The sequence below is a fragment of the Streptomyces sp. NPDC058240 genome (genome assembly GCF_042882135.1).
Classification (GTDB): Bacteria; Actinomycetota; Actinomycetes; order Streptomycetales; family Streptomycetaceae; genus Streptomyces.
Map to the genome: position 1 here is coordinate 504091 of NZ_JBHVWT010000002.1, position 25011 is coordinate 529101.

19 protein-coding genes, 1 tRNA gene, 2 pseudogenes and 1 riboswitch are annotated in these 25011 nt (G+C 70.4%); of the genes and pseudogenes, 13 read left to right on the top strand and 9 right to left on the bottom strand.

Annotated features, from left to right (window positions below; translation table 11 throughout):
• Positions 1-43 precede the first annotated feature (43 nt).
• The 5 genes from ACFVX4_RS07555 to ACFVX4_RS07575 are packed head-to-tail and all read left to right on the top strand — an operon-like array spanning position 44 to position 4250.
• Positions 44-619: a phosphoribosyltransferase family protein gene (locus tag ACFVX4_RS07555; protein WP_389972830.1), complete on the top strand. Its 576-nt coding sequence runs from the start codon at positions 44-46 to the stop codon at positions 617-619.
• A complete protein-coding gene (locus ACFVX4_RS07560; RefSeq protein WP_389972833.1) occupies positions 616-1773 on the top strand; it encodes a glycosyltransferase family 9 protein in 1158 nt (385 codons plus the stop codon). Before ACFVX4_RS07555 ends, ACFVX4_RS07560 begins: the two co-directional genes overlap by 4 nt.
• A complete protein-coding gene (locus ACFVX4_RS07565; RefSeq protein ID WP_389972836.1) occupies positions 1770-2906 on the top strand; it encodes a hypothetical protein in 1137 nt (378 codons plus the stop codon). Before ACFVX4_RS07560 ends, ACFVX4_RS07565 begins: the two co-directional genes overlap by 4 nt.
• Positions 2891-3652: an SDR family NAD(P)-dependent oxidoreductase gene (locus tag ACFVX4_RS07570; protein WP_389972839.1), complete on the top strand. Its 762-nt coding sequence runs from the start codon at positions 2891-2893 to the stop codon at positions 3650-3652. Before ACFVX4_RS07565 ends, ACFVX4_RS07570 begins: the two co-directional genes overlap by 16 nt.
• A complete protein-coding gene (locus tag ACFVX4_RS07575; protein WP_389972842.1) occupies positions 3645-4250 on the top strand; it encodes a histidine phosphatase family protein in 606 nt (201 codons plus the stop codon). The genes ACFVX4_RS07570 and ACFVX4_RS07575 overlap by 8 nt, the downstream gene beginning before the upstream one ends.
• A 344-nt stretch (positions 4251-4594) precedes the next feature.
• On the opposite strand, the pseudogene ACFVX4_RS07580 reads toward ACFVX4_RS07575, so the two are convergent.
• The 5 genes and pseudogenes from ACFVX4_RS07580 to ACFVX4_RS07600 all read right to left on the bottom strand — a co-directional run.
• Positions 4595-4714, bottom strand: a pseudogene (locus tag ACFVX4_RS07580) (HAD family phosphatase); the annotation flags it as partial.
• Positions 4715-5187: 473 nt separating this feature from the next.
• Positions 5188-5556 carry a hypothetical protein gene (locus tag ACFVX4_RS07585; protein ID WP_389972845.1) on the bottom strand — a complete coding sequence of 123 codons (369 nt, stop codon included), beginning with the start codon at positions 5554-5556 and terminating at the stop codon, positions 5188-5190.
• A 1517-nt stretch (positions 5557-7073) separates the two neighbouring features.
• Positions 7074-7157, bottom strand: a pseudogene (locus ACFVX4_RS07590) (heme-binding protein); the annotation flags it as partial.
• Positions 7158-7312: 155 nt separating this feature from the next.
• Positions 7313-8701 (bottom strand): FAD-binding oxidoreductase, encoded by a 1389-nt coding sequence (locus ACFVX4_RS07595; RefSeq protein WP_389972848.1) that lies wholly within the window; start codon positions 8699-8701, stop codon positions 7313-7315.
• Positions 8702-8864: 163 nt separating this feature from the next.
• Positions 8865-9284: an SHOCT domain-containing protein gene (locus ACFVX4_RS07600; RefSeq protein WP_389972851.1), complete on the bottom strand. Its 420-nt coding sequence runs from the start codon at positions 9282-9284 to the stop codon at positions 8865-8867.
• Positions 9285-9619: 335 nt separating this feature from the next.
• Between ACFVX4_RS07600 and ACFVX4_RS07605 the strand changes: the two genes are divergently transcribed.
• The 7 genes from ACFVX4_RS07605 to ACFVX4_RS07635 all read left to right on the top strand — a co-directional run bounded on the left by ACFVX4_RS07605 (position 9620) and on the right by ACFVX4_RS07635 (position 16104).
• Entirely contained in the window at positions 9620-9790 is a 171-nt protein-coding gene (locus ACFVX4_RS07605; RefSeq protein ID WP_385331367.1) for a hypothetical protein, read from the top strand.
• A 73-nt stretch (positions 9791-9863) separates the two neighbouring features.
• Positions 9864-11075, top strand: a complete 1212-nt coding sequence (locus ACFVX4_RS07610) for an SPFH domain-containing protein (RefSeq protein WP_389972854.1) — start codon at positions 9864-9866, stop codon at positions 11073-11075.
• 76 nt (positions 11076-11151) lie between these two features.
• Positions 11152-11225, top strand: a tRNA-Met gene (locus tag ACFVX4_RS07615).
• A gap of 177 nt (positions 11226-11402) precedes the next feature.
• Positions 11403-12557 carry a PP2C family protein-serine/threonine phosphatase gene (locus ACFVX4_RS07620; RefSeq protein WP_389972857.1) on the top strand — a complete coding sequence of 385 codons (1155 nt, stop codon included), beginning with the start codon at positions 11403-11405 and terminating at the stop codon, positions 12555-12557.
• A gap of 289 nt (positions 12558-12846) precedes the next feature.
• A riboswitch (cyclic di-AMP (ydaO/yuaA leader) is annotated at positions 12847-12999 on the top strand.
• Between the two features lie 11 nt (positions 13000-13010).
• On the top strand, positions 13011-14243 hold the full coding sequence (locus ACFVX4_RS07625) for a M23 family metallopeptidase (protein ID WP_389972860.1): 1233 nt from the start codon (positions 13011-13013) through the stop codon (positions 14241-14243).
• Positions 14244-14665: 422 nt separating this feature from the next.
• The gene (locus ACFVX4_RS07630) at positions 14666-15610 is read left to right on the top strand and encodes an aldo/keto reductase (RefSeq protein WP_389972863.1); all 945 of its coding nucleotides are present in this window, start codon (positions 14666-14668) and stop codon (positions 15608-15610) included.
• 188 nt (positions 15611-15798) lie between these two features.
• Positions 15799-16104, top strand: a complete 306-nt coding sequence (locus tag ACFVX4_RS07635) for a hypothetical protein (protein ID WP_389972866.1) — start codon at positions 15799-15801, stop codon at positions 16102-16104.
• Here the strand turns inward: ACFVX4_RS07635 and ACFVX4_RS07640 are convergent.
• From ACFVX4_RS07640 to ACFVX4_RS07655, 4 genes are all read right to left on the bottom strand, one after another.
• On the bottom strand, positions 16095-17621 hold the full coding sequence (locus ACFVX4_RS07640) for a PrsW family intramembrane metalloprotease (RefSeq protein WP_389972869.1): 1527 nt from the start codon (positions 17619-17621) through the stop codon (positions 16095-16097). The two genes, ACFVX4_RS07635 and ACFVX4_RS07640, sit on opposite strands and share 10 nt — an antisense overlap.
• Positions 17622-17745: 124 nt before the next feature.
• Positions 17746-18582 (bottom strand): tRNA (guanosine(46)-N7)-methyltransferase TrmB, encoded by an 837-nt coding sequence (trmB, locus tag ACFVX4_RS07645; protein ID WP_389972960.1) that lies wholly within the window; start codon positions 18580-18582, stop codon positions 17746-17748.
• A gap of 4 nt (positions 18583-18586) precedes the next feature.
• Positions 18587-19843, bottom strand: coding sequence for an L-2-hydroxyglutarate oxidase (gene lhgO, locus ACFVX4_RS07650; protein ID WP_389972872.1), 1257 nt, complete (start codon positions 19841-19843; stop codon positions 18587-18589).
• 114 nt (positions 19844-19957) lie between these two features.
• Entirely contained in the window at positions 19958-21676 is a 1719-nt protein-coding gene (locus ACFVX4_RS07655; RefSeq protein WP_389972875.1) for a sporulation protein, read from the bottom strand.
• A 1184-nt stretch (positions 21677-22860) separates the two neighbouring features.
• Here ACFVX4_RS07655 and ACFVX4_RS07660 point away from each other — a divergent pair.
• Positions 22861-24972: an asparagine synthase-related protein gene (locus ACFVX4_RS07660; protein WP_389972878.1), complete on the top strand. Its 2112-nt coding sequence runs from the start codon at positions 22861-22863 to the stop codon at positions 24970-24972.
• The last annotated feature ends 39 nt before the right edge of the window (positions 24973-25011 follow it).

Sequence of the window (25011 nt, forward strand, 5' to 3'; positions counted from 1 at the left end):
TCTCTCTCTCCTTTCTCCTTCTTCATCCGACAGGAGCTTCGCCATGCCCGAAACCATCGCCGTGCCCTCCTTCTCCGCCCGGATCGTCGAACGCCTCAGCGTCGGAGCCACGAGCCGCCGCGAGCGCGTCATCCACTCTCTCGACGGCCTGGAGAACCCGGTCCACCCCGATACCCTCGCCCACACCGGAGCCGACCTGTGGCGTCTGCTCCAGGAGCAGACGCCGGACGGACTCGGCTCCGTGGACTTCCTCCTCGGCCTGGACGCCGGCGGCATCCTGCCGACCGTCTCCCTCGCCGGCGCCGCCCACCTCCCGTACAAGATCGCCTGGAAGCTCCACCTCCCGCTCGACGGCGCGGTCCGCTTCAGCGAGCCCCACGCGATGCGCACCGACGTCTTCGCGTACGGCATCGCCCCCGGCCAGCGGATCGTCATCGTGGACGACGAGATCACCACCGGCCGGACCCTGGCCGACCTCACCCGCCGCCTCCGCGAGGCTGGCGCCGTCCCGCTGGCGGCGGCCTGCCTGGTGGAGGACACCACCCGCGGAGCCCGCGACCTGCTCACCGGCCTCGGTCTGCCGCTGGTCTCGCTCACCACGATCGAGGGCGCGGCATGACCACGGTCGCCCCGGCGGGGATCCGGTTCCACCCCGGTTCCCTGGTCGTCCCTGCCGAGGCCGTCCACACCACCCCACTCGGGTACGACCGGGACGGCATTCCCCTCGGCGCACCGCTCCCGCTCGCCGCCTCCACCGAGCTCGTCCACCGCCTGAGCGGGTGTGGTGAGGTCGTGGTGGCTTTCGAGGGGAAGCTCGGCGACACCCTCCTCGCGCTGTCGGGGGTGCGCGCGGTCCTCGACTGGCTGCGGCTGCGCTCGGTTCGCGTGGCCGTCCGGGCAGTGGGTCCGTACGCGGGGCTGATCGCCCGCGCCGGGCTGCTCACGCGGCCCCAGGCCACCGCGCCCAGCGGCTGGCGGGCCGTGATCGGAGACCGCGCAGGGGTCGAGGCACAGGGCTCGACGGCAACGGTGAGCCTGGTGCTCGACCCGGCCGCCCCGCCCTGCTGGTCGACCGACGGGCGCGCCCACCCGGACCTGCCCGCCCGTCACTATCTGGCGTTGGAGCGCCGCCTCGGCATCCGCTTGCCCGCCACGGCCCCCTTCGCTCCCACCTTCGCTACCGGGCCGAACGATCTCGTGGAGGAACTGCGCACGGTGGGCTGGCTGGGCGACCTGAACATCGCCGCCATCACCGCCACCAGCTGGCCGGAGCGCAAGGACTACACCGCCCAGCGCTACATCACCCTGGCCGAGCACATTGCCGAGGCCCAGCAGACCCAGGCCCGGCTGCTGCTCATCGGCGGCAACCCGGGCGACGGCCTGCGCATCACGGCGGAGGCTCCCAGACGCCATGTGCAAGTGCTCCGCCTTGACGGAATGCCGGCCGACCACCTCGTCGACCTCTTCCCGAACTGTCACCTGATCGTCGGCAACGACACCGGCCTCACCCACCTCGCCGCGATGGCGTGCAGCAGGGAGTACAGCGGCCCGCCGGTCATCGGCCTGTACGCGCGCCACAGCCACAGCAAGTGGCGCACTGGCCTGCCGCACCACCACGCCATCGCCACCGACCTGTCCGACCGCATGCACCAGGGCGACCTCTGCCCCGTCCGCGATGCCATCGCCCCGGATACGGACGTGCACATGGACGCCTTTCCACCCGCCGCGCTGGCCCAGGTCGGCCTGGGACTCCTCGACAGGGTGAGGCCATGACCATCCGGCCTCTTCTCCGGCTCGGCCCGGTACGGCGCTTCACCCGCAACCTGCTCTGCCCCGTCGACCTCTTCGGCCGCCCACTGCTCTTGAAGTACACCCGGGACCCGGCCGAGGCCCGCGAGGAGATCCGCGGCCACGCCCGCCTGGCCCGGTACTACCGCGTCCCCACCCTCCACGCCCACCTGCGCGTACCGGGCGGGCACCTCCTCGCGTACGAACGCCTCCCCGGCGGCACCGACAAGGGCCTCCTGCTCGACCTCCTCAACGCGGACGAGCCGAGCAGCGACCTCCACACCTACATGGACCGGCTCACGGCCGCGTACCGCGAGGTCATCCTCGCCACGGCCTGGCCGGCCGATCCGGCGCACGTCATCCGCAAGCTGTACTGGGACCGCGCGGCACCCGGCGGCCGACTCGACACGTACTACGCTGGCAAGGACTTCCTGATCGCCGACGGCCTCATCAACGTCCCGGTCTCCCGCCTCGACACCTACACCCTGAACATCAACGGCCGCCGACACCACCTGGACTGGGCTGCCACCCTCCGCTGGTTGCGCGCCCACTTCGCCACGGCCGAGCCGGTCTGGGCGGCCCTCACCCAGGGCGACCCCACCGACGTCAACCTCGCCCACCCGCTCGCCTGGTTCGACTACGACACCGCCGGGATGAACAGCGTCACCGGCGAGTTCGCCAACTTCCTCTGGTACGCCTCCACCCTCGGCGGCTGGCTCGTCCCCACGTACAACCCGGCCGCCTTCGCCGACCACTCGGTCACCTTCGCCTACGTCCCGGCCAACACCCCTGAGATCCGGCGAGCGGCCGTCGACCACACCACGAGCACCATCCACATCGACTACGCCCTGCGGCTCTCGGCTCCCCGGCGAACTGCCGTAACCGCGTACTGGAACCAGCTCGTGCAACCGGTCGCCGACCGCCTCTGGCCGGGCGCGGACCTGAGGAATCTGCTCCGCCCCTACCTGGCCATGCGCATCCTCGGCGTCTACAACCTGGCCGACCTAGCCCCCGAGGACCGGCTCGTCCTCCTCGCCCGGCTCGCCGAGGCCATGAGCCCCGCCTTCGACCTGACCACCTACTTCTGCCCGTTGGAGTCGCCATGCCCGGCCCCCTGAACGGCCGCACCGCCCTGGTCACCGGAGCCACCGGCGGCCTCGGCTCGGCCATCGCCCGCCGCCTCGCCGCCGACGGCGCGAACGTCGCCCTTGCCCACTTCAATGACGACCAGGCCGCAGCCGAACTCACCGCCCACATCACCGACAGCGGCGGCACCGCCGTCCCCCTGAGAGCCGACCTCCGCGACGCTGAGGCCGTGCGCGCCCTCTGCCACCGAGCCCAAGACGCACTCGACCCGATCGACATCCTGGTCAGCAACGCTGGCGCCTACCCCCGCCGCCCGTGGCCGGAGACGACGCCGACCCACTGGGACGACACCCTGGCCACCAACCTGACCAGCCACTACCTCCTCGCCCAGGAGCTCACCCCCGCCATGACGTCCGCCGGCTGGGGCCGGATCATCACCATCGGCTCGGTCCTCGCCACCGCGGGCCGCCACGACCTCGCCGGCTACATCAGCGCCAAGGCCGGACTCGAAGGACTCACCCGCGCCCTCGCCCGCGAACTCGGCCCCGCCGGCATCACCGCCAACTGCGTCGCCCCCGGCTCCATCCACGTCCCCGCCGAGAGCACCGTCGTCGACGACCCGGAAGCTATGACCGTCCGGCAGCTCGCCCGCCAATGCGTCCAGCGTCGGGGCCGCCCGGACGACGTCGCCGCGGCCGTCGCCTTCCTCGCCACCGACGACGTCGGCTTCATCACCGGCCAGACCCTGCGCGTCGACGGAGGCTGGATCCTTGGCTGACATCTGGCTCATGCGCCACGGCGCCTACGAAGGCCACCGCCCCGGCCACCACGCCCCACACGAAGCCGCCCTCACGCAAGAGGGCCGCGACCAGGTACGCCACTCCCTCCCCCTCCCCGACGGCATCACCGCGATCGCCACCAGTCCGATCCCCCGCGCCCGCCAGACCGCCACCCTCGTCTCGCACCTCACGGGCCTGCCAATCGTGGCCACCACCGGTCTCCTCGCCGAATGGCGCGCCCCGAGCATCGTCCTCGGCCGCACCGCCGAGACCTACCCGCCCGCCTACCGCGCCTGGCGAGCCCGCCGCCTCGCCAACCCCTCCCTACGCTGCGAAGACGGCGAAAGCCTCACCGACCTCCACACCCGAGCCCGCCACTGCGCCGCCTTCCTCCACCACACCGCCGGCCGCCACGGCTCCCTACTGGCCGTCTCCCACACCCTTCTCTTGGGCGTCCTCACCCACCTTCATGAGGGCCCCGCCGCCTTCGCCACCGCCGCGAAGTCACCATGGCAGTTCGCCGAACCCCGACTTCTGCCCACCCATCAAATAGCTGGGGAGGTGTCATGGATTGCTCTGCGATCGGATGGGCGCTGAGGTGAGTGCCGCGGGGCGAGTCGGAACTGCGGCTAACGTCCCGGGGTTGTCAGTGACCGCAGGTGGGCTGCTGTTCAACTATGCCCACAGCGCGACATCTTGTGGTTCGGGAGCCGCAAGCCACTGCATCTAGAGGTGACTTGCTTGCACGGCGGATAGGGAGGTGCTTCAGTTGACCTGTCAAACCCAAGCAGGCCCCTGCCGGGGTCCGAGTTGAGGTCGGACGTGCGACACGGGGCCCATTGCGGTGGCGCAGCCAACGCAATCCTCACGGCCTGCGCGGCAGCGGACACCATTGGGTGGAGTAGCGGTGCCGACAGGCTTTGACCGGAATGCAGTTAGGCCTACGCGATAGACGTCGCCGTCACGCCGAGAAGCGCCTCCAGGTCGGCCACCGCGGTGTCCTCGTCTGTCGCGTGGACGGTGGTGATGCCCAGCTCGGCGGCCGGCGGGAGATTGATCGCGACGAGCAGCCGCCCGCTGGTAGTCGGCGCGCTTCAGGTAGAGCTACTGCAGATTGATGTTGAGCCTGATGTCGCGTTGCCGAGGCTGGGAGCCAAACTGGCCACGATCGGTGAACGCTGCGCAGAAGGCCGCATCGGATCCATGCTGCCAAGAAGGTGTCCTTGTGGAAGTGACTCCTGTTTCAGCTGCCCGAAACGCGCTTCGGGAGTCCCTCCACGTCGCGTTCGTCATTCTCATGGCGATGGTTGCGGCAGTCGACGCTTCCGAAATTTTGCCCGACACGGGAGTGAGTGATGAACTACGTCCCTGGCTCATTGTAGGGGCAGCCGTGCTAGCAGCGATTCTTGTAGGCGGGTGGCATCGGGTTGGTCGGATTCTGGAAATATTTCCTGGAAAATGACCGGTAGGTCCTATGTTCCCCACGAGATGAAATCTCTGATGGAGTGGTCAAGGTCGAGAACTCTTAGGGCCCCTACAAGAATAGGATTACAAGAGCCACGGTGGCGATCATCAGAAAAGGCAGTGCTACTGCTTTGCGAAGTTCTCGTTCGCCCTTTCCTGGAAACATTGGATCGTCGCCTGCATCGGTAAAAAGTACCGAAGAAGCCTCCTTGCCTGCGAGGAGGTCCGTGGCGTCGCGCACGAGTGCGATCGCCTGCTTTACGTCCCCGCTGGTTTTGAGCATCTCATTCATTGTCGAAAGCATCTGAGGTGAAGAGACTGCGAGCTGCCGAACTTGACGCTTCAGCTCCTTGTCCACCTTGTCATTATTGATGATCGTCTGAAATACGTTGCCGTTGTTCTCGTGAATATATTGATCAATGGCCGGAATTTTCGCCATGACGCGCCTTCCCGCAACTGGTGTTACTCTCCATTGAGGGTTCGCTGTTCAGGGTGATTTGGAAATCGGATACACACTCTCCCCCCGACCTTGATTGACCCAATGGGCCGGCCAGGATGAGAGCTACCAGGATTGCGGCAATGGAGGACACTGCTGCGACTCCGAGGCGGGCAAAGGGATTAAAGGACTGGGCAACGGTCTTGAGGAGAGTCGGCCACTTGTGTGTAACCCATAAAACGAACGCCACGCCAAAGATCGCAAACAGGAAGAGGCGATCGCGAATAAAGACTCCGACGTAGTCGTCCGAAGAGAGCCTGATTGCCTGGGAAATGAACCAGCCGATGGCTGGCCAAGTCTCCGGGAATCCTTCGCTGATGACGCTAACGCCTGCGGTCCCCACGGCTATAGCGAGTAATACGCCAAGAGTCGTCTGTGCGACTGAGAGTAGCGCGCTCGTGTCAAGTTTTGGAGATTTCACCGGTCGCGCTTACTTCCGTAATGATTGACCTGGGTCACATTCCCGTCGTTGCGTCCAATTACCTGGCGTGCGTCGTTAGCGTTGATTGTAATCCCGCCCGACGTGGATCCCTGTGATTGATTAGACGTCGGCGCCTCAATTTGACGTGGCGTGTTCGAACTGTCCCCGGACATGAGTGATTCGATGGGCTCCTCGGCGTTGCGCGAGCGACCCCTTTGGATTCCGGCAAATCCAATTGCTGCGGCGCCGATTGTAGCCCCTGCAGCGATAAGTGCAACGATGATGTCGGGCATAAACTTCCCCCTGGAATTCCCCGTATTTTCCGCTCCAGATATTCCCTCCGTAGGCTAGCTACGTGTTCGTTAATCGGAGCGTGGATTTCTCAAACTCTCTTATTTTGGCACAGGCTGATTGAACCGTCAGGGGAACGGCCAAAGTGGTGCCAGGTTGGCTAGAAATGGCTGGATGAGCGACTGGTTCTACCGGAGGGCCGGTGGCGTGTCCAGTAGTGCACGACATCACCCCGTGTTCCCAGGTTCCGTCTGGCGGCGAGAGTCTGCGTTCGTTTCTGTTCTCCGGGAAGCATCTCGGAGGACTCGCGAAGTTGCGGCCCTTGCACGGGCAAGTTGGGATAGCTCCAACGACCCGTTTCGTCCGCCGCAGCTCCCAGTTGGCGGGCGTGTCAGAGGAACCCGCGGTCAGCTGCGTCGGACGCGCGTGAGCGATGCGTGAGCGGACGTCCCGGCACAGCCCGGTTCCGACCGGACCGCGCTGCACCGCCCACCCCCTCCGAATGGGCAATCCGGGACAGCGCAGCATGGCTCGGCACCGCCCACCCGCTCCCGGCCAGGACTTTTAATCCGTTGGTTGTGGGTTCGAGTCCCACACGGCCTACACATGGCGAGGGCGGAGTTCGCCCCTGCGACCTGCTCCACAGCGCCCCGACCGGTTCTGCCCGGTCGGGGCGCTCGTCGTTTTCCGGGGAGGGACCGGCGGCACCCGTACGGGGGGAGTGGGTGCCGCCGGGGTCCTGGGCGTGCTACCTCGCGAGGGAGGCGACGCCGGCCTGGGCGAACTTCTCGTCGAGGTCGCCGCTCGGGGCGCCGGCCACCCCGATGCTCGACCTGCGGGCCTCCTTCCTGGCCCTCGACGGACGACGGCCGGGTCAGCCGATCGGATGATGCGGGCGCTCTTCCCCGAGGCGTTTTCCCCTGGCCGCTTTCCCCTGACCGTTCTCCCTTGGCCGCGTTCCCGCCGGAGAGTCTGATGCGCGCCGGATCAGGCCGCCGGCTCGATGTTCTGGTTGGCGTGGAAGAAGTTGTGCGGGTCGTAGGTCCGCTTGACGGCCGCGAGGCGGTCGTAGTGGTCGCGGTAGGTGGCCCGTACCCGGTCCGGGGTCTCGCCGGCGCCGATGAAGTTCACGTACGTACCGCCCATGGAGTGCGGGTGCAGCTCCTCCCAGTAGTCGACGCACCACTGCCTGAGCCTCTCGGCGCTGTCCGGGTCCGGGTCGATGCCCGCGATGACGCCGGACCAGACCGCGTCCCGGTAGGCCCAGGCCGTGTCGTCGGGGCCGAGCCGGTGGGCGGCGGCGTCGACCGGGTACAGGTGCGTGGTCGACAGGCCGGTGGGGAGGTTCTCGGCGTACTTGGCGTGTACGCCGATGGCGTCGTCGGTGATCCGGTCGAAGAAGTTGCCGCGCCAGTACCACTGCAGACCGGCGGGGAGCAGTTCGTCGAACATGGACTGCAGGGCGGTGTAGGGCATCGGAGCCGTGAAGTGGAAGGCGGGCGGGCCCGGGTCCTCGACCGGCTTCAGGGTGGCTTCGAGGAGGTCGGGTTCGCCCGTCCAGCACCACACCACACCGCACATCTTCTGGCCGTGGATCTCCTCCGGGAACGGGGGGCCGGGCGGCACGGTGAGCGCGGCGAAGAAACCGTTCAGGTCCTCGGGGGCCTGCGGCAGGAAATCGCGGTACCAGCGCAGTACGTCCTGGATCCGGTCGACCGGCCAGACCGTGATGGCGACGCCCACGGTGTCGACCGGGTGCATCCGGAAGGTGAAGGAGGTGACGACGCCGAAGTTCCCGCCGCCGCCGCGCAGCGCCCAGAACAGGTCGGGATGGGTGGTGCCGTCCGCCGTCACCGAGGTGCCGTCCGCCAGGACCACGTCCGCGGCCAGCAGGTTGTCGATCGTCAGGCCGTATCTGCGGGTGAGGTAGCCGTGGCCGCCGCCCAGGGTGAGGCCGGCGACGCCGGTGGACGACAGGATTCCGGAGGGCGTGGCCAGCCGGAACGCGTGGGCGGCGTGGTCGAGGTCGCCGAGCGTGGTGCCGCCGCCGACCGTGGCCGTCCGTGCGCCGGGGTCGATGTGTGCCCAGCGCATCGGCGAGAGGTCGAGGGTGACGCCGTCGTCCACCAGGCACAGGCCCGCACCGCTGTGCCCGCCGCCGCGGACCGCGAGCGCGAGGCCTTCGTCCCGTACGAAGTCGACCGCCGCCATGACGTCCGCCGTGTCGGCGCACCGCACCACCGCCGCCGGACGCCTGTCGATCATGGCGTTGTAGACCGTGCAGGCCCGGCGGTACTCCGGATCCTGCGGGCCGATGACGGGACCGCGCAGCGCGGTCCGCATCGCGTCCAGGGTTTTGAGCGTGGTGCCCTTCATGGCCGGCCATCTCCTCGGGCGTCGAGATGGGGACCGCACCCCCGATCGGCCTCCCGCCGCGGCTGATGTCTCAAGCCTCCCCGCGGTCCTGGCGCCCTGCCAGTTCGCCGGACCGAATGGAGAGAGACATACGCGCCGCGTGGGATCGGGCCGGACGGGGCGATCAGACGAGGAGCTTCGTCTTCGCCCGCTGGTACTCCTCCTCCGTGATGGCGCCCTTGTCCTTGAGCTCGGCGAGCTTCGCCAGGTCGTCGACGTGACTGCCCTTCTTCGTGGCATCGGCACCGTTCGCGTCGGAGGTGCCGGCGGCTTCCCGTACGTACGCCTTGAAGGCCGCGTCGCGGTCCTGGGCCTCCTTGATGTCCCGCTTGCTCATGGACTTGCCGCGCACGATCACGTACACCAGGACGCCGATGTACGGCAGCAGCAGCGTGACGATCAGCCAGCCGGCCTTGCCCCAGCCGCCGAGGTCGTGGCTGCGGAAGATGTCCGCGATGACCTTGAACAGCAGGAACAGCCACATGATCCAGAGGAAGAACCAGAGCATGGTCCAGAAGAGGTCGAGCAACGGGTAGTCGTCCACGGATCGCTCCTCGATCAGCGCGAGTTCATCGCGTCGGCAGGCACATTCGGCAGGCACATGATGAATCAGTCATACCACCGCATATCTGCGCCCGCTCGTTGCTGTTGCAGGACGTTCTGGACCGTTATGGGAGGTTCTGCGAAGGCGGGTGCGGAGTACCGTGGAAGTGTCGAGGGAGGCACGGGCCTCCAGGAGGCGGGGTTGCCTCGTGTCCATGAAGCGGTGCGGTACACCGCGTGAGAAGCGGCGTGAGCAGGCGTACGCACAGACGCTCGCGAGGGCGCATGCACAGGGCAGATGAGTCCGCCCGCAGCCCGGTCGGGGCGATCGGTCGCGTGACCGTGCCGATTCCGCCCGATGGGCCGGGCGAAGTACTGGTGGCCGTACGGGGTGGGTCCGAGGCCTACACCGCATGGTCGGCGACGTCGATCGACAGGGACGTGCGCGTCGTTGTCGTCGACTCGGTCTCGGCGCGCGGCGTGATCGTGGAACGCCTGCCGTCCTGAGCCGAAGCAGCGACGTAGCCACGTAAGCAGTGACGTACCCACGGAAGCAGTGACATACGGCAGGAGTCCTCCGATGTTCTTCTGGCACGTTCCCGCCCCCAACGAGGCGATGCTCATATCAGGTTCCAAGGGGCAGACCTTGGACACCCAGTTCCGGATCGTCACCGGGCACGGCAGTTTCGTGCTCCCGGTGAAGCAGAAGGCGCGCATGCTCTCCCTGGCGCTGCGCGAGGCGGAGATCACCGAGGACTGTGTGACACAGCAGGGCATCCGCCTCAACGTCCGGGCCGTGGCCGTCTTCAAGGTCGGCGACGACGCCGTGTCCATCGCCAACGCGGCCCGCCGCTTCCTGACCGAGCAGGAGCAGATGGAGGAGCTCGTCGGGCAGATCTTCGCCGGGCACCTGCGTTCCATCGTCGGCGGGCTGACCGTGGAGCAGATCATCCGTGAGCGCAACCGGGTCTCCCAGGAGGTCATCGCGGGCAGCCACGGCGAGATGGAGAAGCTCGGCATCGTGGTGGACGCCCTCCAGATCCAGGAGATCGACGACTCCACCGGGTACATCAGGAACCTCGCGGCCCCGCACGCCGCCGCGGTCGCCAGCCAGGCCCGGATCGCCGAGGCCAAGGCCGACCAGGAAGCCAGTCAGCGCGAGCAGCAGGCCGCCGCGCTCAAGGCGGAGTACGAACGCGACACCGCGCTCAAGCGGGCCGGCTTCCTCGCCGAGACAGAGCAGTACAACGCCCGCGCCGCGCAGGCCGGGCCGCTCGCCCAGGCCCGCGCCTCGCAGGAGGTCATCGAGGAGCAGACCGCACTGGCCGAGCGGCAGGCCTCGCTCGCCGCGCAACGGCTGGAAGCGGAGGTCCGGCGCCCGGCGGACGCCGAGGCCTACCGGCAGCGCACCCTGGCGGAGGCGGCCCGGGACCGGATGAAGTTCGAGGCCGACGGCAACGCGTACACCGAGCGGACGCTCGCCCAGGCGCAGGCCGACGCCAACAGCGTCCGTGCCGCCTCGCTGCGTGACGGCAACCAGGAGCTCATCGCGGCCAACCGCATCGTGGAGAACCTGCCCGCCCTGGCCGACGCCGCCGCCCGCGGCATGTCCGGCGCCGACCTCACCGTTCTCAACGGCACCAACGGTGTCAACGAGATGGCGGCGGGCGTCGTCGGCCAGGGGCTGGCGATCCTCCACTCGCTCCAGCGGGGCGCTAACCCGATGAAGCCGCCGGCGGTCCACGGGAAGGCCACTTTCGCACCCCGTATCTCCGAGACGAACCCCTCCTGACGCGGCCGGGATGAAGGCCGGGCGAACCCGAGTGGTCAAAAGGGCGCCGGACATGGCGTAGAGTTGTGTTCAACGACGCGGGGTGGAGCAGCTCGGTAGCTCGCTGGGCTCATAACCCAGAGGTCGCAGGTTCAAATCCTGTCCCCGCTACTGAAGAAGTCAGGCCCGGCACGCACACAGCGTGCCGGGCCTGATTCGTTGTGGTCCGCACCTCGGGTGTCGCCCCATTGGCCGAAGAGGAGTCGCCGCTTCGTTCCGCTCCGGCGAGCCTGGGAGTGGGGCGCGGTACCGTCCGCAGCCGCGCGCGTACCGGGCAGGAGACCACAGGTGTGGAAGCGGGAGAAGCGGCGTGGCAGGCATGCCGGGGGCGGTACCCGGCAGTTCGTACGCACGCTGCCTGCCCTGATGATTCTCGGCGGGCTGGTGTTCGACGCCCTCACCCCGCCGACCTTCACCGCGATTCCGTTGTTCGTGGCCGCTCCGCTGATCGCCGCCCCGTTCTTCTCGCTGGCCAGCACCATCCGCACCGGTATCGCCTCGATGCTGGCCGTCATCGCACTGCGGCTGTTCAGCAATACGTTGCCGCAGGCCGTGCCGCTGATCGAGCTGCTCACCCTGGCCACCGTCTCCGTCCTCGCGGTCGTGATCAACGGGGTCGTGCGGCGCAGCAACGAGCAGCTGGCCTCCGCGCGGTTCGTCGCGGAGACGGCCATGCGCGCGGTGCTGCCGCAGCCGGCCGACCGGACCGGCGGACTGCAGGTCGCGGCGCGGTACGAGGCGGCGCAGGCGGACGAGTTCGTCGGCGGCGACCTGTTCGCCGTTTCGGACACCCCGTGGGGGGTGCGGTTGGTGGTCGGGGACGTACGGGGCAAGGGGCTCGACGCCGTGGAGACGGTGGCGGTGGTCATCGGGGCGTTCCGCGAGGCGGCTGAGCAGGAGTCCTCGCTGGAAGGGGTGGCGAGGCGGCTGGAGCGGGCGCTGGCCCGGGAGGAGGCGCGACGGGGCGGGCTCGATGTGCTGGAGGGCTTCATCACCGCCGTGCTGGCCGAGATCCCGTCCGGGCTGTCCCGGGTGCGGATCGTCAACCGCGGTCACCCCGAGCCGATCCTGCTGCACCCGGACGGGGCGCTGGAGGTGCTGAAGCCCTCCGTGCCCGCGCTGCCGCTCGGCATGGGCCTGGGGGTATGGCCGGAGCGGACGGACGAGTGGGATCTGCCGGCCGGGACGACCCTGCTCCTCTACACGGACGGCCTCTCCGAGGCGCGGAACGCCGATGGGGTCTTCTACGACCCGGCGGCCCGGTTGCGCGGGCGGATCTTTCCGGGGCCCGAGGAGCTGCTGTCCGCGCTGACCGATGACGTGCGGCTGTACACGGGCGGCGAGACGACCGACGACATGGCGTTGCTCGCGGTCGTACGTCCCGCGGAGGGGCAGCCGGACCGGCGGAGGACCGTGCGGATCGTTGGCGCGGAGACCACGTGAGGGGCGGAACGCGAGGCGTGAGGGGACGGGACGGGCGATGCGAGGGGCGGAACGCGCGATGCCACCGTGCGTAATCGAAAGGCGCCACTCCGCATAACATTTGACGCAACGTCAGAATCGGGGTAGTGGCTGAGGGGCGGTCAACTCGTCCGATTCCACCCGGCTATGTCCCGTAAAGTCCAGGCCAAAGACGTGAACGATCAGTGGGAACAGCTTGGAATACGGCCCCGGTGTCTATTAACGTTCGATAACGCAGCGCGGTCGTCCCAGCCGTCATCAATGGCGGCACCGTGCGCGAGCGCCGAATTCCGCAAGGGAACCGGGGAACCACCTACATGGGGTGAATCGGACACCTGTGTCTCGTGAGAGACGGAGGGGTCCGTAGGAGACCTTCCTGCTCCGAACCCGTCAGCTAACCCGGTAGGCGAGAAGGAAGGAAAGGAGTGCGCCCCCGTGGCGTCCAACAAGCCTGCCCCCGAGGCCCCGTCCCGGTTCAATCCCGACTACGGCACCGGTTACGGCGCCGACTTCGGCCCCCGGCCGGACTCCGGCCACGGCGCCGATTTCGCACCCACCGGGACGGCGACGGCGTTCGGAACCGACTACGGCACCGAGCCGGGCGGCGACTTCACCGGTGAGTTCGGCAGCGACTTCCGCGCCGACCTCCGTGCCGACTTCCGCGCCGACGGCAACGACGTTGAGTCCGAACGCGGTTGGGACGAGTGGAACCCCACCGAGGAGTCCGTCCGCCCGGTACGCGGCAGGCACCGCGTCGCCAAGCAGCGCAACGGACTCGCCCGCAGCTCCACGGTGCTGGGTGTCGGCGTCATAGCGGCGGTCGGCGCGGGCGGCATGGCCACCGCGCAGGGCAAGCCGCCGGTCTCCATCTCCGTGCCCGACGCCATCTCGGACAACCTCCCCGACGCCAAGTCCCTTCCCGGCGTGGGCTCCCTGTTCTCCGGCGAGTCCGAGGCGGACAAGGCCGAGATCGCAGCCGCTTCCGCCCCGCTCACCACCGCCGGCCTCACCACCGCCGAGGCCGAGCAGGGCACGACGGACGCCGGCGAGGCGCTCCGCGCCCGCATCCTCCAGCAGGCCGAGCAGCAGCAGGACGCCGCCGCCGCCGAGGCCAAGGCGACCCAGGAGAAGGAAGCCGCGGAGAAGGCCGCCGCCGAGGCCAAGAAGCAGCAGGACGAGGCCAAGGCCAAGGCCGCCGCCGAGAAGAAGAAGGCGGAGGAAGAGGCCAAGAAGAAGGCGGAGGCCCTGCGGCTCGCCAAGCTCGCCGCCAGCTACGCCATCCCGACCTCCTCGTACACGATCACCTCGACCTTCGGCGAAGCCGGCTCGATGTGGTCCTCCGGCTACCACACCGGCCTCGACTTCGCGGCCCCGACCGGCACCCCGATCAAGGCCATCCACAGCGGCACGGTCAAGTCGGCCGGCTGGTCCGGTGCGTACGGCTACCGCACGGTGCTGGAGCTCGACGACGGTACGGAGCTGTGGTTCTGCCACCAGTCCTCGATCGGCGTCGGTGTCGGCCAGAAGGTCAGCACCGGTGAGACGATCGGCCGGGTCGGCGCGACCGGCAACGTGACCGGGCCGCACCTCCACCTGGAGGTCCACACCGCCGGCGGTTCGGGCATCGACCCGATGGCCTGGCTCCGGGACAAGGGCCTCAACCCCTGAGAGGCTGTCGGGTGACCTCGGACCGGGCGGCCACGCCCTGGCACGCACGCTTCCCGCGTTGTCGTCGTCGACGACGCTCCGCGTCGCCTCCCTCCTCCGCCTTGGGATCGCACGCACCAGACCGCGTCCGCTTTTCCGATCCGAGGTCACCCGAAAGCCTCTGAGGCGACGCCCGCCCCGATGAACCCCGGCAGCCCTGACGCTCACCCCCCGACGTCAGGGCTGCCGGTCTGTTGTGAGCAGTGCGGGAATGTCCTGCGAGTGGTGCGGGAACCCGTTGCGAGCAGTGCGGGGACCTCTTGCGGGGGCCTCCTGCGACCGGTCCGGAATCCGTTGTGAGTGGTGCGGGGATCGGTCACGACCGGCCCGGAGAACGGCGAGCACCCGGAATAGCGGACCCGCCGGAATTCGTTGTTCCACTCATGACTTCTCTTCGTAAGCTGGGCTCCTCCGACCTTCAGGTCTTCCCGCTCGCCCTCGGCGGCAACGTCTTCGGCTGGACCGCGGACGAGGCGCAGTCGTTCGCCGTGCTGGACGCGTACGTCGCGGCCGGAGGCAACTTCATCGACACCGCCGACGGCTACTCCGCCTGGGTGCCGGGCAACGAGGGCGGGGAGTCGGAGACGGTCATCGGCAAGTGGCTCGCCGGCCGCTCCGACCGCGCCGAGATCGTCGTCGCAACCAAGGTCTCCACCCACCCCTCGTACCGGGGGCTCGCGCCCGCCAACATCAAGGCCGCGGCCGAGGCGTCGCTGCGTCGGCTCGGCACCGACCACATCGACCTCTACTACACGCACTTCGACGACGAGACCGTCCCGGTCGAGGAGATCATCACCGCCCTCGACCAGCTGGTGAAGGAGGGCAAGGTCCGGGAGATCGCCGCCTCCAACATCAGCCCCGAGCGGCTCCAGGCCTCCCTGGACTTCTCCGAGCGCGAGGGGCTGGCCCGCTACGTGGCCCTGCAGCCGCACTACAACCTGGTCTCCCGCGACACCTACGAGGGCGAGCTCCAGGACACGGCCGCCCGTGCCGGGCTCGCCGCCGTGCCGTACTTCGCCCTGGCCTCCGGCTTCCTCACCGGCAAGTACCGTCCGGGCGCCACGGTGGAGAGCGCGCGGGCCGAGAGCGTCAGCCAGTACCGGGACTCGGAGCGGGGCCAGAAGGTCCTGGCCGCGCTGGACAAGGTCGCTCAGGAGCACGATGCCCAGATCGCGACAGTCGCGCTGGCCTGGCTCGCGTCCCGCCCGACCGTGGCCGCGCCGATCGCCTCGGCCCGTACGGTCGAGCAGCTGCCCGCGTTGGTGGCCGTCGCGGACCTCTCGCTGACCGAGCAGCAGCTGGCCGAACTTACCGAGGCATCCGCCTGACACACGCACCGACCGCACCGCACCGCTCCCGAGCGTGCGGAGGCTCATGTTGCATGACGAATGCCCCAGGAGTTCGCCCAGCGCTCCCGGGGCATTCAGGCATCTCAAGGACCCCGTCGTGGCGCGGTGCGAGATGGGGGCGGGCATGCGGGCTTCGCGGGTTCGCCCCGCTCAAGTCGGCGGCTCCGGTGTTCGAGGAGTATGTGACGCCGGGCGACTTCCGTCCCTGGAGTTGTGCGCTCGGCACTTCCGAGGACCGTGAGGGCGTCGTCAACTTCACCGTCACCCAGGATCCACGGCTGCTGGGCGCGCACAGCACCGGCGGGGACGGCGAACCGGGCCAGGCTCTGCTGAGCTGCTCGGGAAAGCCGACACTCCTGCAGTTCGGCTTCTTCGACGGCTCCGACCGGAGCCCGGGTGTCCGGAGCCTGCGGCCACGGAAGGAACTGTTCGACGGTTTCGCGGACGCGGTGCGCCGAAGCCCTCAGTGCTGAACCGGCCCGTTCTGGGCCGACTGCCGTGGCGGCAGCATGTATGGGTTGTAGCCGGCGCCGTACTGCGGGTACGGCGCCGGGACCGCCCACGGGGGCGGCGGGTACGAGGGGCGCAGGCGGCCCGTTGCCTGGGCCGCGTATGCCAGGGCAGGGGCGGCCACCTCCCTGCGTTGCCAGAGGTGGTGCAGCAGCTCCAGCTCGCGTTCCGCGAAGTCCGGACCGGCCGCTCCGCGGCGGGCCTGCAGACGCAGCGAGGCCAGCGAGGTCGCGAACGACTCGTACTCGGCGACGGCCTGCGCGGCCGCCTTCCCGTGGGCCTTCGCCGCGGCTTTCGCCTGAGCACTCGGCCGGGCACTCGGTTGGGCAGCGGGCCAGGAACCGGGGGCGGGGCCGTACGGGCTCTGCAGGCTTCCCGGGGCGGCGACGGCGTACCGTCGGCGGGCCGCGTCGCGGGCCAGGCCGCGGGCCCGCATCGAGGAGAGGGCGAGCGGCTCCGCCGGGGTCAGCCAGCCGGCCGCCGCGTAGGCGGGCAGCTCGGCGGAGAGCGTACGCAGCTCCCGCCGGCGGGACCAGATCGCCAGCCAGGTCACCAGGCCGAAGACCGGGACCATGAACACCCCGTACACGGCGTAGAAGCCGTACGGGCTGAAGACCGCCGACCCGTTCCACAGCGAATGCATGCCCATGGCGAGGACGAGCCCGAGCAGCGGCAGCGCGATGCGGCGGAGGCGCCGGTGTCGTGAGCCGGCCGCGGCGAGCCCGAAACCTATGCCGGTCAGCACCGTGAAGAGCGGGTGCGCGAACGGTGACATCACCGCCCGCACGAAGAACGTCGCGGCCGTCACCGATACGACGCCCGAAGTGCCGATCTGCTGATCCTCACCGAAGGCGTTGCCGAGGTAGAGGATGTTCTCGGTGAAGGCGAAGCCGCTCGCGGTGATGCCGGCGATCACGACGCCGTCGACGATCCCGGTGAAGTCCCGTCTTCGGAACAGGAAGATCAACAGGACCGCGGCGGCCTTGGCGCTCTCCTCGACGACCGGGGCTATGACCGTGGCACCGAGGGTGTCGGCGTTGGACGGGTCGGCGGTGGCCGTGGCTATCCAGCGGGTCGCGAAAGAATTCGCGAGGATCGCGACCAGGGCGGCGGCGAACGCACCCCAGGCGAAGGCGAACAGCAGATTCCGCCAGGGGCCCGGATCGACCCGGTCCAGCCAGCGGAACGCCGCCACCAGGAGCGGTACGGGCAGCACGGCGAGACCGAGGCCGACGAGAAAGCCCTGAGTGCCGGTCTGATCGCGGACCAGGGCCAGGATCGCCAGACCGCAGAGCGCGAGCACCGTGAACACGGCCGCGACACGGAACGTCCGGCTGCGCCACACCATGCCGACGCGGCGCGGCCGGTAGCGCCAGTGCCTGCGCTCCGGTACGGCAGCCAGGATCTCGCCGACCCGCTGCTCCTCGAGAAGCGGGACGGCCGGCTGCGACTGCCGCTGTTGGACAGACCCGTCGGACACCACGCAATGACCCTAACCAGCGGCACTGACACCTGACCATGGGGCGACCGCGTCCGACCATGGGGCGCCCGCGCCAGACCACGGGGCGCCCGGCCCGCCATGGGGCCGGAGCCGCGTGCGGGTCTCAGCTGCGGGCGAAGAGCAGGTCGTGCACGACATGGCCCTTGTCCAGGCCCTGCCCCTCGAACCGGGTCAGCGGCCGGAACGCGGGCCGGGGCGCGTAGCCGCCGTCCGCCCGGGTGTTCTCGAAGAGGGGGTGCGCGCTCAGCACCTCCAGCATCTGCTCGGCGTACGGCTCCCAGTCGGTCGCGCAGTGGATCACTGCCCCCGGCTTCAGCCGCTGCGCCACCAGATCGAGGAACTCCGGCTGGATCAGCCGGCGCTTGTGATGTCGCTTCTTGGGCCACGGGTCGGGGAAGTACACCCGAAGCCCGTCCAGCGAATCCGGCTTGAGCATCTCGCGCAGCAGGATGATCGCGTCGCCGTTGGCCACCCGGACGTTGGACAGGCCGTTCCGGTCCGCGAGGCCGAGCAGATTGCCCTGTCCCGGGGTGTGCACATCGACGGCGAGGATGCCCGTGCCCGGGTCGCCGGCGGCCATCTGAGCGGTGGCCTCGCCCATGCCGAAGCCGATCTCCAGCACGACCGGGAGCCCGTCGAACAGCTCGGGCAGGTCGAGGACGTGCTGCCCGTCGATGTCCAGGCCCCACTTCGGCCAGAGCCGCAGCAGGGCTTCCTCCTGGCCGGGCGTGACACGGCTGCGGCGCGGCTGGAAGCTGCGGATCCGGCGCTCGTGGTGCGAACCGGCCGGGTCGACGGCGGGCCCGCCCGGGAAGCGCGGCTCCTGGCGCAGCCTGCGCTGCCGCTCGAAGGAGGCGGCGCGCAGATCGTCCGGGATCCCGGCAGCGGACGAGGAGAGGTTCTCGGGGGAGTCCCCGGAGAGACTCTCGGAGGGGTTCATGGGCTCAGACACAATGCCCCGATTCTACGGCGGGCGGTCTCCACCCCGTCTCCCGTGCCCGGAGCAGCGCCCTGCGTGCCACCTCCCGCCCGATGGGCAGCGAAGCCGTGGCGGCGGGCGACGGAGCGTTCAGTACGTGGACGGTGTGCGGGGCCTCGCGGATCAGGAAGTCGTCCACCAGGGTGCCGTCCCGCAGCACGGCCTGGGCCCTGACCCCGGCCGGGGCCGGTCTCAGATCGGCCTCCGTCACCTCGGGCAGCAGCCGCCGTACGGCCTGGGTGAAGGCCTGCTTCGACAGCGAACGGCGCACCTCGCCCGCCCCGTACCGCCAGTGTCTGCGCGCGATCTGCCAGGTGCCGGGCCAGGCCAGGGTGTCCGCCAGCTCGCGCGGGCGTACGACCGGCCAGCCGTACCCCTCGCGGGCCAGCGCCGGCACCGCGTTCGGCCCGACGTGGACGCTGCCGTCGTGGCCCCGGGTCAGATGGACCCCGAGGAACGGGAACGCCGGATCGGGCACCGGATAGACCAGGCCGCGCACCAGCTCCGGCCGCGCCAGATCGTAGTACTCCCCCCGGAAGGGCACGATCCGCATCCCCGGGTCGTCGCCCGCGAGCCGGGCCACCCGGTCGCAGTGCAGCCCCGCGCAGTTGACCAGCACCCGGGCCCGGACCACCACGCCGTCCGCCGTGCGCACCGCCACGCCCCAGGGGCGCCGGTCGATCGCGGTGACCTCCGCCCCGTAGCGGATCACCCCGCCGGCTCCGCTCACCTCGGTGGCGAACCGGGCCGCGACCGCCCCGAAGTCGCACACCCCGGTCGACCCGACCCGGATCGCGGCGAGGCCGCTCACCTGCGGCTCGTACTCCATGATCTGGGCGGGGCCCAGCTCGCGCACCGGCAGTCCGTGCTGCCGGCCGCGCTGGACCAGGGCGTGCAGCCGGGGCAGCTCGGAGCGCTCGGTCGCGACGATCAGCTTGCCGGTCACCGCGTGCGCGATGCCGTGCTCGGCGCAGAACTCGACCATTTCGGCGGCGCCGCGCACCGCGTAGCGGGCCTTGAGCGAGCCGGGGCGGTAGTAGATGCCGCTGTGGATCACTCCGCTGTTGCGTCCGGTCTGGTGCCGGGCCGGGCCCGACTCCTTCTCCAGGACCGTCACCCGGGTGCCCGGGGCGGTGCGCGTGATCGCATACGCCGTCGACAGGCCGACGATCCCGCCGCCGATCACCAGCACGTCGCAGTCGTACGCCGCGTGCGTCATCATCACGCCACCTCCCACCCCGATAGTGCACTGACCCACTGACAACGCACTCAAACCAGTGGGGCCCAGCGTGGCGCCGAATCTTTACGGCCCGGCTCGTGGGACGTCGGATTCCGTCTACGCGGGCGCCACCAGGAGTGGCCTGGCCCGCTCACGCAGCTCGGCGACGCGCGGCTCGTGCCCGTACGGTTCGAGCCGGTGCAGCAGATCCCGTACGTACTCCGTGGTCCGCGCCGAGGAGATGCGGCCCGCCACCTCCACCGCCCGGGTGCCCGCGGCGCAGGCGGCGTCCAGATTGCCCGATTCCAGCTCGGCCACCGCCGACACCACGAGCCGCAGCCCGTGCGAGCGGACGAACTCCTCGGTGGGCCTGGACAGCGCCTGCTCGGTGAAGCGCCGCACCTGCCGGGGCGCCTTCAGATCGAGGTGGCACTCCGCGGCATCGGCCGCGAACCTGTCGTACGAGTAGAAGCCCAGCCAGGACGGGTCCGCGTCGCCGTCCCTGGAGCGCTCCAGCCAGCCCTCGGCGGCCTTCAGCGCGGATCCCGCGGCGGACGCGTCGTTCGCCTTGGCATGGGCACGGGCCTCCACCAGGCGGAAGAAGCTCATGGTGCGGGCCGTGGCGAGGCCGCGGTTGCGTTCGACGGCGGCCTGCGCGAGGTCGACCCCCTCGTCGGCGAAGCCGCGGTAGGTCGCCTGGAGCGACATCGACGCGAGGACATAGCCGCCGAGGGGTACGTCGGCCGCGGCGCGCGCGAGCCTCAGCGCCTGGATGTAGTAGCGCTGCGCGGCCTCCTGCTGGCCGGTGTCGAAGGCCATCCACCCGGCGAGCCTGGTCAGCTCGGCCGCCGCGCCGAAGAGTGCCCGGCCCACCTCGTCGCTGTACGAACCGAGCAGCAGCGGTGCGGCGTCCACTCGTAAACATTCGGGAACCATGGAGGAGCGCCAGTCCCCGCCGCCGTACTTGGAGTCCCAGCGGCGGGCGTCCTGGGCAGCCTCCCGCAGCTTGGAGACGTCGCTGTGGCCGACCCGCAGCGGGGAGATGTCGCTGATGACGGTGGTGGTGGCCGTGGTGGTGGCGGCTGGGGCCGCGGACGTGGATTCCGGGCGCGGCTGGGCAGGGATGGAGGGGGCCTGTCGCGTACCCAGCGCTCCCAGCGTGCCCAGCGCCGTCTGGGCCGCCTGTGCGTTCAACGCGGCCTGGGTGCCAGGTCGCGGCTGCACCCCGGATGCCGGCTGTGCGACCGGTACCGGCTCCGTGCCCTTCGCCGCCCTGCCCGGCGGGCCCTGCGCCCCTGCACCGCCCCGTGCGCCCCGTGCGCCCTGGGTGTCGAGGGCGGTTGCCCCGATCGCTGTCGCTTCTCGTGCCACCGTCGCGTCGGCGGGGCATATCAGCCAGCGGGACGCGGGCGTCGCGTACGCGCTCACCGAGAACGAGCCCGCGAGCGACTGCCAGATCCCGCCGCCGCCCGCCCTCCGCCCGGCCAGATCCAGCCGGTACAGCTCAGTCGCCGAACGGACCGCCTCGCCCACGTCGCGCGGGAAGGCCAGCCCGACCTCCGGCGCCGGATCGGCGTCCGCGAGCCCGATCTCGTGCAGCGGGACCGGCCGGCCGAGCTTGGCGCCGATCGCCGCGGCGATGAGATGGGGCGCGGCGCCCTGCGGCACCATGCCCTTGGCGACCCACCGGGCCACCGAGGTCTTGTCGTACCGAAGTGTCAGACCGCGCTGCGCCCCGAGGTCATTGACCCGCCGGGCGAGCCCGGCGTTGCTGATTCCCGCGAGGGCGAGAACGGTTCCGAGCTTCTCGTTCGGTCCGCGTTGCTCCCTGGACATGCGCCACCCCTCGACACACAGACGGCCGCCGCGTCACCGTTGCGGCGCGCGGCATTCGTACCGTGTCCTCCCCAGCGATGAACCCCGGCACTCCGGCCGCACACGCATATGGCCGAGCCCCGAGGAATATGCCCCCTGCAGAGAACCTCAGTAAACCCAGCGTAGTTCGCCGCATCCCTACCGTTAAGGGGCAGACGTCCGTATGGCGGGATTGTTGTCCGTACGGACGGGGCGGTGGTCCGGGTGGGAGTCGGGAGCGGTCCGGGCGAGGGCGGGACGCGGTTCGGATGCGGTGCGGACGCTGCGTGAACCGGGCCCGTGACCCCGCTCGACGGCTCACGGGAACGGCACTTGGAGGCGTCGTTCGTCCGTGGTGCCGGCGCCGCGCGCCGAGCTCCGTACGTGCTCCTGGTGTGTGGCCGTGCGCCTGGCCGTGCGCTCTCGTCGGGCAGTTTCGGAAGCGTTTCCATGGGTGCTGCGTGGGTCGGCCCACTGCATAGGACTCAGTGGGCTGGGGGACACTGCCGCCTCATTCCCCGCAGGCGGCGGACCGGTCCGGGAGGTGAACGACGCCTCCCGGACTGTGCATCGGCGGTTCCGGTGGAGATCTTTCGCAACTGCCGGAGGGTTCCAGGAGGCATTCGGGAAGATTCGGGGAGTGAAGTGGGGCGAAAAGGTACTTCTGGTGCGGCGAGTTCCCCTTCGAGGGGTTCCGAACCGCTCTGAGAATGGCCGAATGTCGCCGGTCGCCCGAGGTTGGGCCGCCCGTTTCGCGGACATCTCGTCGACCGCCCGGCAGTCGCCCGTCGGCGGCTCGCGGGCGGCTCGTGGGCGGCTCGAGGATGGCTGGATCTTGTCTGGCGGATCTGGCTCACACGGAGAAGTCAACGCGCCTGTCACGTAAGTCAGTTGGCGGACGACGCGCTTGGCGCGGGCCATGCGTGACGTCATGCCGCCGGAAGCGCCGCTCGCGGCCCGCCCGGTGTGCGCCTGCCCACACCAGGGTCGGCCTCCTGTCCGGCCGGGCCTTTGCCAGGGGCGCATGCCCTTCCGACGTGCGCCCTACGGAGCCCCTCCTGTGCGCCGTTGTCGTGGCAGCATGTTCGCAACGGCGCCGCGCGTTACCGGGGTTCTCCTGATGCAGCTCTGCTGCGCCGTTTTGTCCACAGCCTGTGGAGGCGGCGATGCGTTGGTTGGTGGGGTGGAGCAGTATCGCCGCGAGCTTCGGCACGGCCGGTGCGGTCGGCCCCAGTGACGAGGGGCGCACGATGCACCCCGTCGGCTCCCAACTCCTGTGGGGCGACCCGGATCCGCTCTGGGCCGTGGGCGACTGGCGGCCCGACGAGATCCGGATCACCACGGTCGAGACCGGCGAGGGCGCGCCCACCGCCCGGATGGCCGTCCTCGGCTGCTGCAGCGCCACCGACGAACAACTGCGCTCCGGCCTCCTCGCCGCCCGCGGCGGAGCCCTGCGCCACCTCACCTCCTGGCCCGGCAGCTACACGACCGTCGTCCAGATCGGCCGCCGGATCACCGTCATCGGAGACCTCGCCGGTGCCCGCCCCGTCTTCTACACGCCCTGGGCGGGCGGCACGGCGTACGCCACCGCCGCACTCCCCCTCGCCGACCTCATCGAGGCCCAGCTGGACATCGGCCACCTGGCCGCTCTGCTCGCCTGCCCCGAAACACCGGAGGCGCTGCGCGACGGCACCCCGTACGCCGGTGTGAAGCGCATCCCGCCGGGCCACGCGCTCATCCTCCGCGAGGGCTCGCGCGAGATCACCGGTTACGAGGCTGTGGCCTCCCTCGCCGTGGCCGCCCCCCAGCTCGACCCGGTCAGCGCCGTCGACGGCGTACGCGACGCGCTGGTCGAAGCCGTACGCGCCAGACTCCTGGCCCCGCGCCACGCGCCCGAGACCCTGCCACCCGACCCCGGACCGGTCCCCGGCATGGGCCCCGCCGAACGGCGCGCCGCCCGTGGCGCACCCGTCCCCGGCATCGGCGCCGACCTGTCCGGAGGCAGCGCCTCCGCCACCCTCGCCCTGCTCGCCGCCGGACTCCCGGGCCTGCCCGGCACCCTCCTCGGCCACGGCGCGGGAGCGGGGGAGCGGCTGCTCGCCGTCACCCTCAACGACCTCACCGCGCGCGGACACGAGGACGAACTCGAACGCGCCCGCGTCATCGCCGCCAACCCGCGCCTGCACCATGTGGTCGTCGCCGCCGGGGAGGAGGCCCTGCCCTACGCCGACCTGGGCGGCGGCCCGCTCACCGATGAACCCGCCCCGTCGCTCGTCGTCGCCGAGCGCCACCGCAGGCGCCTCGCGTCGGGCAGCGCCGACCACTTCGTCGGCGGCGGCGCCCGGCAGGTCCTCGACGCCCACCCGGCCCGCCTCGCCGACCTGCTGATGGACCGCCGCCGACGCCATCTGCTGCGCCCGGTCGCGGCGCTCGCCAGGGCGGAGGGCCCGAGCGCGCACTCCCTGTTCGTCCCGCTGACCGTCTACCGCGCGGCCCGCCGCCTGTCCCGTACGTCGTACCGCACCGGCCTGGAAGTGGCGGCCGACCGGCTGCCGGACGCCAACCGGCACGCCCCCGACCTCGACACCCCCGCCGACGCGTCGCTGGCCGCTCTCGCCTGGTCGCGGCCCGGACCCGCCGCGCGCTGGCTCACGGGGGAGGCGCTGGCCGAAGTCTCGGTCCGGCTCCAGGAGGCGGCCATCCGCCCCGTCTCCGTCCAGCGTCCCGGTGAGGCCCGCGCCAGGGCGGCCCTGGCCCGGTACGCCGCCGACCACCGGATCCTGGAGCAGGCCGCAGAGAACCGCAGCCAGCGGCTGCACGCGCCGTACCTCGACAACCAGGTCGTCCGCGCTGCCCGTGCGCTCCCCGAATCGCTCCGGGTCCAGCCGGGCGCCCGCGCCGCGATCCTGCGCCGGGTGCTCGCCGGCGCGGGTGTCCACGAGCTGCCGCCGGGCTGGGGCACGCCCTCCCTCGCCACGTCGAACGCGACCGCCCGCACCGGTCTGCGCGCCGCCCTCCCGGAGCTGATCGCCCTCTTCGACGCCCCGCTGCTCGCCGACGCGGGCCTGGTCGAGGCCCGTGTCGTACGGAAGGCCCTGCGTGCGGCCTCCGAGGGAGAACCGCTCCCGCTGGAGGGCCTCGCGCACCTGGCGTCCACGGAGCTCTGGCTCCGCCGGCTCGTGTCGCGACGCGGCACCTGCTGGACGGGCACGGCGGCGCCGCGCCAGCGTGCGGTCGCGGGCGGAGTCGTTCCGGCCAGGCGGACACTGCAGCCGTAGGAAGCCGAAGCCGAAGCCGCAGACGTGGGCGCGGGTGCC

Bases quoted from the DNA above. Each gene is read 5' to 3' on its own strand.
- ACFVX4_RS07555 (WP_389972830.1), top strand. From the start codon at position 44: ATGCCCGAAACCATCGCCGTGCCCTCCTTCTCCGCCCGGATCGTCGAA.
- ACFVX4_RS07560 (WP_389972833.1), top strand. From the start codon at position 616: ATGACCACGGTCGCCCCGGCGGGGATCCGGTTCCACCCCGGTTCCCTG.
- ACFVX4_RS07565 (WP_389972836.1), top strand. From the start codon at position 1,770: ATGACCATCCGGCCTCTTCTCCGGCTCGGCCCGGTACGGCGCTTCACC.
- ACFVX4_RS07570 (WP_389972839.1), top strand. From the start codon at position 2,891: ATGCCCGGCCCCCTGAACGGCCGCACCGCCCTGGTCACCGGAGCCACC.
- ACFVX4_RS07585 (WP_389972845.1), bottom strand. From the start codon at position 5,556: ATGGCGAAAATTCCGGCCATTGATCAATATATTCACGAGAACAACGGC.
- ACFVX4_RS07595 (WP_389972848.1), bottom strand. From the start codon at position 8,701: ATGAAGGGCACCACGCTCAAAACCCTGGACGCGATGCGGACCGCGCTG.
- ACFVX4_RS07610 (WP_389972854.1), top strand. From the start codon at position 9,864: ATGTTCTTCTGGCACGTTCCCGCCCCCAACGAGGCGATGCTCATATCA.
- ACFVX4_RS07630 (WP_389972863.1), top strand. From the start codon at position 14,666: ATGACTTCTCTTCGTAAGCTGGGCTCCTCCGACCTTCAGGTCTTCCCG.
- trmB (WP_389972960.1), bottom strand. From the start codon at position 18,582: ATGAACCCCTCCGAGAGTCTCTCCGGGGACTCCCCCGAGAACCTCTCC.
- lhgO (WP_389972872.1), bottom strand. From the start codon at position 19,843: ATGATGACGCACGCGGCGTACGACTGCGACGTGCTGGTGATCGGCGGC.
- ACFVX4_RS07655 (WP_389972875.1), bottom strand. From the start codon at position 21,676: ATGTCCAGGGAGCAACGCGGACCGAACGAGAAGCTCGGAACCGTTCTC.
- ACFVX4_RS07660 (WP_389972878.1), top strand. From the start codon at position 22,861: ATGCGTTGGTTGGTGGGGTGGAGCAGTATCGCCGCGAGCTTCGGCACG.